We start from the raw sequence: 14,562 nt of genomic DNA, 5'->3' as shown, positions 1-14,562 counted from the left end.
CATTGGCCGAGTATAGTTGCGCGTTTTTTGCCTTCAAATAATTGGTTTGAGGCATATTGCTGGTCGCTTTCCTATTTAGGTTGTGCAAACAGGTCGTAGCGAAAATGCAGGCTCCCAAGCTGGTATGATCTACCCAGCCCCCCGACGGAATCAGCGTGGAGACGGAAAAATCCACATAATCGCGTGCAGCTTTGGACGAATTGCCGCGTTGAAAGTTCCCCGATAGAGCAGGGAATTTGATCTACACCCCCTATTTGGGAGCGAGAATCAGGGGCGTCGGCGCCGAAAAGAGCTCAACATTGCTAGCACGCAGCTTTTCCCGCTCCCCACCTTTGACGAAGATTCGCTGATTCGCAATTACGTTGGTCGAGGCGTATCGCTTGCCCCCACATTTGGGACAACCGCAGACTAATTCGTGGCGGGTTTGATACCGAACACTTCCACATCCACCCCGTCACAGAAATGGGCTAAATCAGGCTTGCCCGCTGGCACGTCCACGCCAGCTGCCCGAGCGAGATCATCGCTGATCTCGTCGATTTCGGCTGTCCGGACGCGGTATGGATCATGATGGACATGCCCGACATGAACCTCGCCGCGACGCTCGACAAACAACAAATATCGCTCAAGCAAAAAATGTTCGAGCGTACCTGGTTGCGAAACCGCCTCGTCCGTGTCAACGCGAAAAGAGACGTCATGCCGCACTCCCGAGGTTCGACGACTTTCGTACCGAATCTTTCCCGAATCGCTGTGATGGCTCATCGAGGCGTAGAAATAGGGCAGCGACCACCCCCATCGGGCGGCCATAACCGCCAATCGTGAACTGGCGTCCAACGAGAAAAAAAAGACGCCGGGACGACCACGATGCACGACGTAAGTGCGAACATTTGTCTCGAGAAAATTGAACGCCATCGATCTAGGTAGCCAGCGAGGCCGGATCGCCCGCATCTGAAACGGCACAATTCCGAGGTAGGCGGTCCCCTGGAACGTGTCCAGTTCCAAGCCACTCGGGATGACCCGCGACAACGCTTCGACCGGGACACGCCAGTGCATAAATAGCAGCGACTGCCACGACTGGGTGCCGTCACTGCGGCCGCTAGGTCGACGCGACGGAGCGATCCGATCGATTTTCATGTCGTTCATCGTGCTTCCTTTTCAAGTGACGTCTTGGGCTTCCCAAAGTCGCCTTTCGCTCCCGCGAAAGTTGCGTTTACGGCGACTGGTTCCCAGGCTCCTGCCTGGTAACCCACTGAACTTACAGGCTCCTGCCTGCTCTAAGATACAGACCGCGAGGCGCGAGCCTCGGAAGCAGTACGTTCCATGGCGGGAGCCTCGGAACGAGCGTAAGGTTATTTTGAACGCTACTTTTGCGGAGCAAAAGGCGACGATTACGAATTCATATCGACTTCGACTCGTCCATCACGAGCCCGCACCATGTACGTTTTTTGCAGTGGTTGACGATTGATGGTTTGAATTCCGGTCGACAACTCATATTGCCAACCGTGCCATGGGCAGGTCACGCAACCGCCCGCGACTTCGCCTTGCGCGATCGGTCCGCCCTGGTGGGCACACATTCCGTCCATCGCGAACCATTCGCCTTGGTTGTGAAAGATCGCGATCACCTGCCCCTCGACCAAAACTTCGATCGCATTGCCTTCGGCACAATCCTGTTCTGCCGCAACATCGACCCAGTTTTGCACGTGATTTGGCATTCGAGGTTCCTCAATTTTCGCATAGTTGCGGTGACACTAGTGGCGGGGCTGGATGGTCGTTCCGCAGGTGGCATAGCCCATTATCAACGATCCGAATCAAACGTTACAATCAACCGCAATCTTAGGTAACCCATGGAAACGACCCCACGGAGCAATTGTCGCGATGGATTTCAGAAACCCAGTTGATTCGATTCGAGCCCGCCAGTTCCCCAATTGCATGTTCCCCGGTTATCGGTTCGCCGGTTATCAGCGTCTTTGCATGTTGGCGATGTTGCTGGCTCTCGCCGTTGCGAGTACCGCCCATGCAGAAGAGCCCGCTGACTCGAAAACAAATCAACCCAACTCGACGGAAAGTCACAGCCCCGTGCCCAAAAAAGTAGCCGAACTCGAAGGAATCTCCGAATACAAACTCGAAAACGGAGTACGCGTCCTGCTGTTTCCTGACGACAGCAAAGAGGTGGTCACGGTCAATATGACGTTGTTCGTCGGATCGCGACACGAAGGTTACGGCGAAGCCGGCATGGCTCACTTGTTGGAACACATGCTTTTCAAAGGGACGCCGACCTTTCCCGAAGTCCCCAAAGCGCTAACCGATCGCGGTGCTCGCTTTAACGGAACGACATGGCTGGACCGCACCAACTATTACGAAACGCTTCCTGCCAGTGACGAGAACCTTCGCTTTGCACTCGAATTGGAATCCGATCGACTGCTGAACAGCTTTGTGCGTGGCGAAGACCTCGCGAGCGAAATGACGGTCGTCCGCAACGAATTTGAACGCGGCGAAAACTCGCCCATCCGCGTGTTGATGCAGCGGATGCAATCTGCGGCATTCGATTGGCACAACTACGGCCAATCCACGATCGGCAACCGCAGCGATATCGAGCGAGTGCCAGTCGTGAAGCTTCGCCAATTCTACAAAAAGTACTATCGCCCTGATAATGTAATGCTGATTGTGGCGGGCAAATTTGATCCCGATCACGCCTTGCAACAGATCCAAGAAACGTTTGGCAAACTGAAGTCGCCCGATACGCCGATCGACCAAACGTACACGACCGAGCCGCCCCAAGATGGCGAACGGACCGTAGTGCTGCGACGTGTGGGCGATGTCCAATACGTTGGCTCGGCGTACCACATTCCCTCGGGCAGCCACGAAGACTACGCGGCGATGAAAGCCCTCGTCTATGTTCTCGGCGATGAACCAAGCGGCCGACTTTACAAGCAGATGGTCGAAACCGAGATCGCCAGCAACGTGTTCACGTTGGCTTACGGGCTGACCGAACCCGGCATGTTTATGGCGATCGCGGAGATCCCCAAAGAAAACTCGATCGAGCAAGCCCGCCAAACGCTTTTGGATGTCGTTGAGAAATCGCTGTCGGAAACCCCGATCACCGAACAGGAAGTTGAACGCGCGAAACAGCAAATTTTGAAAGAGCGTGAACTGGCGACTTCCGATACCGACAAGATCGCAGTCGCACTTAGCGATTGGGCCGCCCAAGGCGATTGGCGTTTGTATCTGTTGTATCGGGACCGCATCGAAAATTTGACGGTCGAGCAAGTCCAAAAAGCTGCCGAGAGCTACTTCCTTCGCAACAACCGCACTGTCGGATTGTTCATCCCGAGCGAAGAATCGCAACGTGTCTCGATCCCCGAGTCGCCCAACTTGGCCGAGTTGTTCAAAGACTACGAAGGACGTGAAGCCATCGCTGCGGGCGAAATGATCGATCCTTCGCCGTTGGCCATCGAAGAACGTACCGAGCGTGGTGATTTGGTCGGCGGCATCCGTTACGCGATGTTGCCCAAGAAGACTCGCGGCGGTTCGGTCACGCTAAACATGACCTTCCGATTTGGAACCGGCGACACGCTCAAAGGCAAAGTCGGTGCGGTGGAATTGCTGGGGATGTTGATGTCCAAGGGAACCAAAGACCTCAATTACCAAGAATTTCAGGACGAATTGACCCGTCTGCGTGCCGAATTGACGATGAACAGCACCGTCGGTTTGCTGCAGGTCCAAATTAAAACGAAACGAGAATTTCTGCCCGAAGTGGTTGCACTGCTAGGTGACTTGTTGCGTCATCCACGACTCTCAGGCGACGAACTCGAAGTGATTCGCCGCCAAGTGGTAACCAGTCTACAGCAGAGCGAAAATGAGCCGCAGGCCCTCGCACCACTCGCAGTACGAAAGCAATTGTCGCCGTACGAGTCGGACCATGTGTTGTACGTGCAATCGATCGATGAGCAACTTGATATGTACAGGAGCGTCACGGCAGAACAGATCCAACAGCTGCACGACAACTTCCTTGGCAATCAAGCGGGCGAAGTCGCAGCGGTGGGTGATTTTGATGCCGAAGAGCTCAAGTCGATGCTTTCGAAAGAGTTCGCCGACTGGAAAGTCGCCGAGCCGTATGTCCGTGTCGATCGCGATCCGCATCCCGGAATCGAAGGTTCACTCGAATTGATTGAAACGCCCGACAAAGCGAATGCGTTTTTCTACTCGAGTGAACAATACGAGCTGAGTGACGCGGATCCCGCGTACGCTTCGCTTGTGCTTGGCAACTTTATCCTCGGCGGCGGCAGTCTCAGCAGCCGATTGGCCGATCGCGTGCGTCAACAAGAAGGATTGTCCTACGGCGTGCGGAGCAGTGTCACCGCACGAGCGAAAGACAACCGCGTCGACTTTACGCTCTACGCGATCACCAACCCCGCAAATCGCGAGAAGTTGATCCGGGTGATTCGCGAAGAGATCGATCGGATTCGTAAAGATGGCATCACTTCGGACGAACTCGCCAAGGCAAAAGAAGCCTACTTGCAGCGCAACCGAGTGAGTCGAGCGGACGATTCGTCACTCGCATCCGACTTGCTCAGCTCGCTGTTCAACGAACGAACGATGGCGTACGAAGCCGAGCACGAGGCTCAGATCCAAGCGGCAACGCTCGAATCGGTTAACGAGGCGATCCGCAAATACATCCAGCCCGAGAAGCTGGTGATGGCGATCGCAGGCGACTTCGCAAGCGTCAAAGAAGGCGAAGCCGCACAGTAAGAAGGCTATTCGAGGTCGCGAAACTTTTGGTAGCGAAACGCAAGGTAGCGAAACTCGCCAAGAGTTTCGTCCGCCCCTGAATGCGTTTCGTACGGCCCCCAATGTGACCGAAAGTCTTCGCGACTTTCGCTACGGCTACGCCAGGCGTCGACTTACCGCTGCCACGTCTCAGGGGGCTGCTGGGCGATTTTGGCTTTTGATTCACGCAGCGTGTGACGGTAATAGCTTTCCAGACAGAGCGTGGCCATCGACGTGGTGTAAATCGATCCGCCATAGCCGCCCCAAACGCTTTCGGTGGGCCATTGCCCATCGGGCAACTGAGTCGACAACAATCGCGACTGCAACGCCCGGTTCCACTCTTCCCACGCCTCGTCTTGCAACTGATGAAGAGCGAGCGTGGCGTAGTACCAATAATAATAATTGTCTTGCCCAACACCTGGCTTCTGTTGCAACAGTGCCGTCTCGGCTTCGTCGATTTCGGCTTGCGGCACCCGCTGGCCAATCAGCAATCGAGTCGCCAGCGCCTCGGCGGTCATCGTACGACTGGGGGCCTCGCCACCGCGATAGCTGGCCAAACCACCCACTCGTCCCGAGCGAACGCTGCGCAAAAAACGTTCCATGCCGCGAACCGAGGCATCGCTTGGTCGAATCCCTGCCCGGCTGCCGGCATCCAATACCATCGCTTGCCAGCCCAACTGACTTAGATCTCCGGTGTCGCCCTTGGTGTAACGCCATCCGCCAGTCCCCGAATGCTGCATGCTTTGCGTGTACTGCATCGCTCGCTGAGCCGATTGGATTGCCGAAGCATCCTGTGTAATTGCGGCCGCTTCACACATCGCCAGCGCGGCCATGCCGTGGGCATAAGTCGCGGCGTAAATCGATGCATTGCCCGCAAGCGATCCATCCGGCTTCTGGTTTTGGATCAAGTAGACGAGACCGCGATAGACATTGTCGGCATACTCGCCCTGTTGATGCGTTTGTCCGGCTCCCATCAGCGACAACAGTGCCAATCCTGTCAGCGCGGTTTCGGCTCGCGATCCCGCACCGCCGCGGTTCATCCCCAGCGGTTGTCGCTCTTGCCCCGCACCAGTGGCGCGTGGATCCCAAGCTCCATCGGCTCGTTGGTTTATGGTCAAGAACTTGAGTGCAGCAGCGACCGCCGCCTCGGTTTCCAAGTTTCCGCCGGTTTCGATCAGGGCTTCGGTTTTGGCACGTCCCACGCGATTAGCGAAATCATTTTCCTCGGCTCCTGCGACGAAAGCTCGATCGGCAGTCGATGCCGAAACGGGAACCGCTTCGACTTGTCGCGAGGTCGGCTCCGTGCTGGCGATGAACGGTTGCGGCATAGGCTCAGCCATCGGATCCGTTGGTGGCGTGTCCGCCAGTGGCGACTGAGCCACTTCGGTGATCGGTTTCGTTTCCGGTTCAGGCTCGAACAATTTTTGGAAGTCGGCGTCCAAGCTATCCATCATCGAATCGACGGCGGTCGTCGACTCGGCGACAAGCGATGGGGGCGTGAGGGATGGGGGAACCTCGGTTTCGCTCGAATCAAAATCTGGTGAATCTGGTTGATCACTTTCCATTTCCGCCACGTCTTCGACTTCGGGTTCGACAAGCGAGTCGGCCAAATCGGAAACGGGCAACGGAGCGATGGTGGGCTGATCTGCAACCTGGGAATGATCTTCGCTCTGCATCTCGGGATCAAACGACGAGAACTCGATATCTTGGATCCCGATCGTATCATCGGAATCAGGATGGCTTTCCGCCGACCCACCCGCTGGCTTTGGCAAAAATGGCACCAAGAACAGCAGAACCAGGTGCAGTACGACCGAGCCGATCAAGCAGATGATTCCAGCCTGGCGGCCATGGCGTTTTTGTCGCCGAAATAGCCAAATCGTGACCAGCAACAAGGCCACCGCCACCGCAGCGACGGCGTACACCAACCGTCGATCCGCCCATAGCGAATACGAGGTTTGCAGCGCGATAAGCGATCGGTTTAACGAAAAGGAAAGCACGTCGTCACCGTCGAGGAATCGAAGTATCAGTCTTTGCTTTCATGTGGGAGAAAAGGGTTTGTCGGCTGTCGAAACAGCGACGACAAAGCAGTCGGTCCCACCGGTTGCTTAGCGTCGGGTGCTTTTTGCCGACAATCCGACTTGCTGGACACCACTGCTGCGAACCGCGTGCAACACTTCGGCCACTTGTTGAAAAGAGCTTTCGCCATCGCCGCGGACCGCGACTTTGAGTGCCGGATAATTCGCATGTTGATTGCGAAGCGTCTCAGACAACTGCGCTATCGTCACCGGCGTTTCGTCGAGCGTCAGTGAACCATCATTGGCCACCACGACGACCCGCTCGTCAGGCACCCGCGTCATCGAACGCAGATCGCCCACCGAAGGGACATTCACATTAATTCGGCTTTCTGCCTCGCTAAATTTACTGCCGACCATAAAAAAGATGATCAGCAGAAAGACGACATCGATCATTGGCGTCAAATTGATCGTCGCATCTTCCGCTCGTTCGTGTCGAATTGCCATAATTTCACTCGATAAAACGTTTTTCCATCACCCCTGTGGGCGTGGGATAGGCTTCTAGCCTGTCATCAGCATGAGTTTTTTCGCTCAATGCCTGGAGGTCGTGCAGTTTTTGTGTTGTTTGAAGTTCGTCGTTTAGCCGTTCTTGCCAACGCAGTGAAGCATTTTTTGTTGCTACCTTCGCCAGAAGGTGGTGACACGAATTCCGCGGCAACCATCGATGCTTATCCACGCTCTGGCGAGCGTAGCTACGGTTTCGTCACCCTCGAACCGGGGCTAGTGCCCAAACGGCTAACTAAGTGACGAGTGAAGCACGAATTCTCTGGTCCAAGATTCGCCGGCCCCCTACGCCGCACGTCGTTTGCGTTGAGGACGTGCGTTGCCGGAGTTCTCGAGTCCCTCGGCCGAAATACAATCGACCACGCGTTGGCACAATTTGTCGATCTCGCCTAAGTACCGATCACTTTTGCTACTGAAATACATGTACGCCAAATAAGCCGGAATGGCGACCATTAATCCACCCGCCGTGGTCATCAGGGCGGTACTGATTCCGGATGCCAGCATCTCCGGTCGACCGATCGATTCTTGAGAACTGATCGTCTCGAATGCTTCGATCATTCCCAGTACGGTGCCCAACAAGCCTAGCAGCGGTGCCACGTTACTAATCGCGTGAAACACACGGACGAAGCGTCGCAGCCCATCGGCAACACGATCGCCCGCGTCCATCACGGCTTGTTCAATTTCAAACATCGGACGTCCCCAGCGACGCACTGCCGCCTGGAACACCTCGGCCACCGGGCAATCGAACTCTTCGCAGATTTCGGTCGCCTCTTCGTAACTCAATTGGCCATCTTCGACACATTCGGTAAAGCGGCGAACAAACGGGCGTGGGATCACGCGACCGCGACGCAGCGCTACCAAACGTTCGAGCGACAACGCAAACACGACCAACGAACAAAACGCCAATGGAATCATCAACCAGCCACCTTCGGCGAACTTGCTAAAAACACCTGGCAATTTCCAACCGGCTCCCTTGGCAGCGTCGGCTTCCGCACTGGCTAATTCGGGCACTGCCACCGCATCGGCGGGTTGCTGTGCTGACGGGATCGCGGTCGATGCAGGGATCGTGGGAATCCCGCTGCTGAACTGAGCTGGCGCAGTCTGAAAGTTATTTTGCCCGTAGCCGTTTTGTTGAAAATTCTGCTGTGGATATTGAGCCGTCGCCAATTCCAAATGGGACATCCACCATAGCGAACCGAGCCCTAACACAATCAGGGGGGCGACGCGCGACACCAATCCGGCGACATGCGTCGGTTGTCGTTTACGCACTCGCAGTGAGGTCCGACTGGAATGTGATGAAGTCGAGGCCGGATTGTTGGGTTTGCGATCGCTCATCGTCGTAACGTTTTGTTCGGTGTGTTCGATGGTGACCCGGGTTTGGTCGGCGTCGGGCCGTCACTTGGCGACAACGCGGCAAGCCGACGACTGGCTAAAACAGCAAACTCGCTATCCCCATGTCGGCTTACTAGAGTCGAATAACAAACCGCAGCGTCCCGTGTCCTCCCCAATTGTTCAAAAGATTTCCCGGCTTGGACCAACGACGCGACCACCCAAGTGCCATTGGGATCAATCCCCGCGACCCCTCGGTAGGCTTCGATGGCTTCCACATACTTCTGCTGCAGGTAGTACGTTTCGCCGATCATCCACTGAGCCCGTCCTCGCAGCGATGCGTCGACCTGGCTGCTGCGAACGACCGATTCCAGGTCGCTTCTCGCTTCATCAAACCGCAACCGACGAATCCCCAGTTCGGCCGATAACATCGCGACCAAAGCCGATCGGTAGCGATCATCTCCTGCCGCTTTGGTCGCGGCATCGACTCGCCGAGTTGCCCGATCCACTTCGCCGATCGACACTTCGGTTTCAGCACAACGCAGCAGCGTGGCAAAGTCGTCTGCCGCAAGTTCATCGACCACGTGGCACCACCAACTGTGTGCTTCGGGGCGGCGACCGGTTTGCATCAACGCTTCGGCAAACAATCGCTCCATCGTGATCGTGCGAGTTGGATCTTTTTGGGCGGGTGAAGTCGATTGCGATGCCAATGCCAGCATCGACCAACGCTCGTTTCGTCCTGCCCAACGGCAGGCCGATTCGCGTGATTTTGCTTGAATCGTTGATGGTTTCGGCGGCGACAACAGAAACATCGCCAATCGTTCCGCGTCGGCAGCGACCGGCAATTGACCCAGCAAATCCGCAGTGGCTTGTCCCGTCTGGTCAATCTCGCCGAGTCGCTGGACCAATCGATCCCACGCATTGGAATCCCCCTGAGCCGCCGCGATACGGATCGCGATCGCAGTCATCGCGGGCGTTAATTGGTCAAAATCACGCTGGAGGACCAGCTTCCTTAACCGCTCGGGGATTTTGTCGATCTCGACAGCCCCAAACTGGTTTAACACGTCTCTGGCGGCATCCGAATCGGGCCAGCGTTTGAACAATTCGCTCATCATCACCTCGGCCTCTTCGTCCCGACCGACTTGTTTCAGACACGCAATTCCGGCTTGGGCGGCTCGCGCTGCGTCTTGGTGCTCGGGAAACTCTTTCAGGAATGCGATCATCCGGTCCGCCGCCTCCTCCGTCCGCTGGCCTGACATCGCCACCGACCAAGCGGCTCCCAACATCGCCGTGGGCTTTTGAACCGGGTCGGCGTGTTCGGCAGCAAGGCTGTAGGCGGTTTCCGCTGTGGCGAGGTCTCGCTTCGTCAACGAATCGCGACCAATCCGCAAGCAAAGATCGACCGCAAGCGGTGATTGCTCGGCAGTGATTCCAGAGTCGGCCACAAACGCTTTCTCAAGCGTCTCGGTGGCGACATCCAATTGCCCTGCATGAACAAACAAAGACGCCGCAGCAAGCCGAACCAATACCACCGTCGCCGGTGGCAATGTCTTGCTAGCAGGCCGCTGGAGTGCCGAATTCGCGCGAGTGAAAAACTCAGTCGCCCCCGTCGTATCCCCTGCGTTCTGGAATGCTCGGCCGATCTGAGCCAAGGGCAGTGTCAGATCGATGTTCTCCGCCGGCTGTTTCGCGAGCAGTAGATCGAGTTTTCTCGCCATATCCGCAGCGTCGGCAATATTTCCCGCTGCGATGTGATTTTGGATTAGAGCGTACTCTTGCTGGGGGGCACGCTGACTTGGGGCTGTTTCGCCTGCCTGCGCCGGAAAATCCTCGACCGTCATGGCAGCAGAATTGTTCTCCTGCTGTGCCACCCCCACACTGGGTGTGGATGCGAACACGCCGATAGCGACGAGGATCACTACGGCGATCCTCTTAGGCGTTATTCTTGGCGGCCACTCCATTGGCAATTCTGTGATCCCCTATCTGATGACATCCGTGTCGATTGATTTCTCTACACCTTCTCAAATACCCCAAATTGTGAATTTACCGCAATCCCGTATTTATGGGGCCTTTTGTTAGGTGGCAGAGGCAAAACCTTGAAAAACAGAGCTAGGCTCGCGAGGTTCTTTCATCTACTCTGTAATGTGCGGCAAAAAAGCTGTATTTCCTGTTTCCCGGTCCGTCTCCCTGGCCCCACCCTCCTGATCCCGAGCAAATAAACTCTTCGCATGCTGAAAGCACTCGAACTGGCCGGGTTCAAAAGTTTTGCCGATCGGACCCGCTTTGATTTCCCCGATGGGATTACGGTCGTCGTTGGCCCCAACGGCTCGGGCAAATCAAATATCGTCGACGCTATCAAATGGGTCTTGGGATCGCAGAGCGCTAAGAGCCTGCGTGGCAAGGACATGTCGGACGTGATCTTCAAAGGATCGCAAACCCGCGGCCCAGCGGCATCCGCCGAAGCGACGATCATTTTCGACAACACCGACGGCGCGCTTCCCGTGGACGCTCCAGAAGTCCACGTCACCCGCCGCGTTTATCGCAGTGGCGAAGCCGAATACCTGATCAACAACCAAGCCGTCCGACTTAAAGACGTCAAAGCCCTGATCCGCGGTACCGGCATCGGGATCGACGCCTACAGCTTGATCGAGCAGGGCAAGGTCGACCGCATGCTGCAGGCGAATGCCAAAGATCGCCGGGCGATCTTTGAAGAAGCCGCCGGGATCAGTCGCTTCAAAGCCAAAAAAATTGAGGCCGAACGGCGACTCGTTCGCGTTCAGCAAAACCTGACCCGTCTGGGTGACATCGTTGACGAGGTCGCCTCGCGGCTCAAATCGCTGCGGAGTCAAGCCAGCAAGGCCGAACGTTATCGCCAAGCATCGGACCGGCTCAAGGAACTGAGAACGCAAGTCGCCTGGACCGATTGGGCCGATCTGTCGAGCGAACTCGAAACGTTTGAACAAGACCTGATCGATGCAGTCGCTCGCCACAGCGAATTGCAAACCTTGCGTGAATCGATGACCGAGCAGCGACAAGCTGCCGATATGCAATTGCAGACGATTGCCGAGCAAGCTCGCGCGATCGAAGAAAAACGCTCGTCGGCGTTGCAGCGGATCGCCGAACTCAACGGACGACGCTCGGCCGACACCGCCGCGATCAAGGATCTGCGAACCAGCGTGGCGAAATCACTCGTTCGCGTTCGCTTGCTGCAAAACCAAGCAGGCTCGGCCGCGGCTGAACTGCGAAACGCAAATGAACGACTCGCACAATACGAATCCGAGTTGGCCGCGGTACAAAAACGCGGCAGCGAAGCGGAGACGCGGCGCGACAAAATCCAAGTCGAAGTCGACGAAGTTCGCAAAAAACGTGACGAAGTTCAACACAAACATCTCGCCAGCGTTCGTCGCGTCGCCGATCTTGAATCCTCACGTCAACGCAGCGAACAACAGATTGCCGAAGTCACTCGCTTGCTGGCCAATCTAGGCAAACGCATCGCGGCGGCGAAAGCGTCGTTGACCGAAGCGGAAAAGGAATCGGGCATTGCCAAAACCCGAGTCGCATCGCTCGACGAGCAAATTGAACACGCGGCAAAAGAAGTCGAACTGGCCGACGCCAAATTGCAAGAGAGCCGCCGCACTTTGGCGCGGCGACGCGAAGAAGCATCAGCACTGAAAGTCCGACTGCAAGGGGTCACCGAACGGTTGAGCGTGCTGCTGGATCTGCACCGCCGACAAGAAGGTGTTTCCGGAGGCGTCCAGTCGATCCTGCAAGAAATGAGCGGCTCGGACGACCCAATCGCCAAAACGATGCATGGAATTGTCGCGGCGTGCTTTGAGGTCGACACGCATGTCGCGCCGCTCATCGATGCCGCATTGGGACAGAGGGCTCAGTACGTGATCGTCAGCGGTGGCAACTTGCAAGAGGCGATCTTGTCGGGCAAGTTGAAAATCAACAGCCGCGTCGGTCTGATTCGTCTCGATGAATTACCACGACGACGCCCCGGCGACCGCATCCGACTCGATGGACTCAAAGGAGTGATCGGGCGAGGCGACCGCATGATCAAATGCGCCGCGATGTTCGAACCACTGTCGCGTCACTTACTCAGCAGCACCTGGTTAGTCGATTCGTTGGGAACGGCACTGGGGCTGCGTAAACTGAGTGGAGCGGGATTGCGATTTGTGACCGCGACCGGCGAATTGCTAGAGACCGATGGCACCGTCGTCGTCGGCCCCGCTAGCATCTCGACCGGTTTGATTAGCCGCCGCAGCCAAATCACGGCCGCTGAACAAGAGATCAAACACTACCAATTCCAATTAAAAGAAACCGAGGCTGAATCCGAGCGATTGGCGTCGTTGGTCGATGATCAAGCCGCCGAACTCGGCCGCATCGAGCAAAAACATCGCGGCCAGATCACCGAGCGTGCCGCTGCGGTTGCCGATTTGCGTCACGCTCAAGAACGTTATCTGTCCCTCAAAACGGCGCACGACGAACTCGATGCCGAAGTCGTCGCAGCCAACCAGACGCGTACGACCGCGGATCGCGAATACGCCGCCATGGGTAGCCGCATCGCCAGCGGCCAGCAAGAGATCGAAACGCTCGAGATGGAAGCCGCCGAGATCGACGAAATGCTCTCGGGCGCCCAAACCGAACTGCAGTCCGCGACCAGCGAAGTGATGGCGATCTCCGTCGACATCGCTCGCGCAGAACAGAAACACGAAGCCTTGTCCACGACGATGCTGCAACAGCGTCGCGACCAAGGTCAACGCGAAGCCGCCGTGGCGGAAGTCCGAGCCCAAGCCGAACAGGGACGCGCCCGACTCGACGAACTCACCTTGCGAGTGCTCGAAGCGACCAGCCGCTTGGCGACACTCAGCTGGGAATCGGACGCCAGCACCCATGAGCTTGGGGCGCTCGCCGAATCGGCTGCGAAAGTTCGTGCCGAGAACCGTCAAATCGTCAAAGCCAGCGAAGACGCGATCAAGCAAACCAGTGTCGCCAGCGAAGCCGTTCACTCGATTACTGCCAAACGGGACAACGGAAAAGTCCGCCGAGACACGTTGGCCGATCGGCTGCTCGAAGATTATGAAATCGACCTTCGCAACTCAGAGCCACCTGAGGATCTCGAAGCTCCCGAAGATCGCAAAGCGGTCGAAGACGAAATCACCGAACTGCGTGCACAGCTACAGCGAACTAGCAGCGTCAATATGGAAGCACTCGAAGAACTCGAGGGGCTGCAATCACGCTACGACGAACTGCACGGCCAATATCAAGATTTGACTGCGGCCAAAGATTCGCTGCAACGGATTATCGGTCGCATCAATGCCGACAGCCGCCGATTGTTCCTGGATACGCTCGAAGCCATTCGCCAAAACTTCCAGAAACTTTATCGCAAGTCATTCGGTGGGGGTCACGCCGATTTGATTCTCGAAGAGAACGAAGATCCGCTAGAAGCGGGTGTCGAGATTGTCGCCACCCCGCCTGGAAAACCAAGCTTCAGCAATTCATTGCTCTCGGGCGGTGAAAAGGCATTGACCGCAGTGGCGTTGCTGATGTCGATCTTCCAATATCGGCCGAGCCCGTTTTGTGTGCTGGACGAAGTCGACGCCCCGTTTGACGAAGCGAACATCGGCCGTTTCGTGACGGTACTGAACGAATTCTTGGATCACTCCAAATTCGTCGTGGTCACGCACAGTAAGAAAACGATGACCGCAGCGACCACCTTGTACGGCGTCACGATGCAAGAATCGGGCGTCAGCAAACAAGTCTCGATCCGCTTCGAAGACGTCAGCGAAGACGGCGAGATCAACGAAGGCGAAGCCGCCTAACTCTCCCTGGAATTACCCATCTTGCCAAAAAGGTGTCGGACACCTTTTCTCAAGTTTTGGGGTTAGGC

Annotated in this window: 8 protein-coding genes; 2 read left to right on the top strand and 6 right to left on the bottom strand. The window is 56.4% G+C overall.

What is annotated here, in order from left to right; all coding sequences use genetic code 11:
- Positions 1-408: 408 nt before the first annotated feature.
- Positions 409-1,140 carry a YqjF family protein gene (locus tag SH528x_RS26825; protein ID WP_442506517.1) on the bottom strand — a complete coding sequence of 244 codons (732 nt, stop codon included), beginning with the start codon at positions 1,138-1,140 and terminating at the stop codon, positions 409-411.
- 245 nt (positions 1,141-1,385) lie between these two features.
- Positions 1,386-1,709: a Rieske (2Fe-2S) protein gene (locus tag SH528x_RS26820; RefSeq protein WP_442506516.1), complete on the bottom strand. Its 324-nt coding sequence runs from the start codon at positions 1,707-1,709 to the stop codon at positions 1,386-1,388.
- Positions 1,710-1,872: 163 nt separating this feature from the next.
- Between SH528x_RS26820 and SH528x_RS26815 the strand changes: the two genes are divergently transcribed.
- Complete coding sequence (locus SH528x_RS26815) at positions 1,873-4,746, top strand: M16 family metallopeptidase (protein ID WP_442506515.1); 2,874 nt, start codon at positions 1,873-1,875, stop codon at positions 4,744-4,746.
- 152 nt (positions 4,747-4,898) lie between these two features.
- Here SH528x_RS26815 and SH528x_RS26810 read toward each other — a convergent pair whose 3' ends face one another.
- The 4 genes from SH528x_RS26810 to SH528x_RS26795 form a co-directional block, all read right to left on the bottom strand.
- Entirely contained in the window at positions 4,899-6,761 is a 1,863-nt protein-coding gene (locus SH528x_RS26810) for a squalene--hopene cyclase (RefSeq protein WP_442506514.1), read from the bottom strand.
- 108 nt (positions 6,762-6,869) lie between these two features.
- Positions 6,870-7,283 (bottom strand): ExbD/TolR family protein, encoded by a 414-nt coding sequence (locus SH528x_RS26805; RefSeq protein ID WP_442506513.1) that lies wholly within the window; start codon positions 7,281-7,283, stop codon positions 6,870-6,872.
- Between the two features lie 342 nt (positions 7,284-7,625).
- Positions 7,626-8,675: a MotA/TolQ/ExbB proton channel family protein gene (locus SH528x_RS26800; protein ID WP_442506512.1), complete on the bottom strand. Its 1,050-nt coding sequence runs from the start codon at positions 8,673-8,675 to the stop codon at positions 7,626-7,628.
- Entirely contained in the window at positions 8,672-10,588 is a 1,917-nt protein-coding gene (locus SH528x_RS26795) for a tetratricopeptide repeat protein (protein ID WP_442506511.1), read from the bottom strand. The genes SH528x_RS26800 and SH528x_RS26795 overlap by 4 nt, the downstream gene beginning before the upstream one ends.
- A gap of 309 nt (positions 10,589-10,897) precedes the next feature.
- Here SH528x_RS26795 and smc point away from each other — a divergent pair, with 309 nt between their 5' ends.
- On the top strand, positions 10,898-14,494 hold the full coding sequence (smc, locus tag SH528x_RS26790) for a chromosome segregation protein SMC (protein WP_442506510.1): 3,597 nt from the start codon (positions 10,898-10,900) through the stop codon (positions 14,492-14,494).
- The last annotated feature ends 68 nt before the right edge of the window (positions 14,495-14,562 follow it).

Origin of the sequence: Novipirellula methanifontis, assembly GCF_052161655.1 — a bacterium.
Classification (GTDB): Bacteria; Planctomycetota; Planctomycetia; order Pirellulales; family Pirellulaceae; genus Novipirellula.
The sequence above is the reverse complement of the archived record's forward strand: the minus strand, read 5'-3'. Positions and strand labels throughout refer to the sequence as shown.

What these genes read in the sequence shown, in the direction of transcription:
- SH528x_RS26825 (WP_442506517.1), bottom strand. Translation starts at nt 1,140, where the DNA reads ATGAACGACATGAAAATCGATCGGATCGCTCCGTCGCGTCGACCTAGC.
- SH528x_RS26820 (WP_442506516.1), bottom strand. Translation starts at nt 1,709, where the DNA reads ATGCCAAATCACGTGCAAAACTGGGTCGATGTTGCGGCAGAACAGGAT.
- SH528x_RS26815 (WP_442506515.1), top strand. Translation starts at nt 1,873, where the DNA reads ATGGATTTCAGAAACCCAGTTGATTCGATTCGAGCCCGCCAGTTCCCC.
- SH528x_RS26805 (WP_442506513.1), bottom strand. Translation starts at nt 7,283, where the DNA reads ATGGCAATTCGACACGAACGAGCGGAAGATGCGACGATCAATTTGACG.
- SH528x_RS26800 (WP_442506512.1), bottom strand. Translation starts at nt 8,675, where the DNA reads ATGAGCGATCGCAAACCCAACAATCCGGCCTCGACTTCATCACATTCC.
- smc (WP_442506510.1), top strand. Translation starts at nt 10,898, where the DNA reads ATGCTGAAAGCACTCGAACTGGCCGGGTTCAAAAGTTTTGCCGATCGG.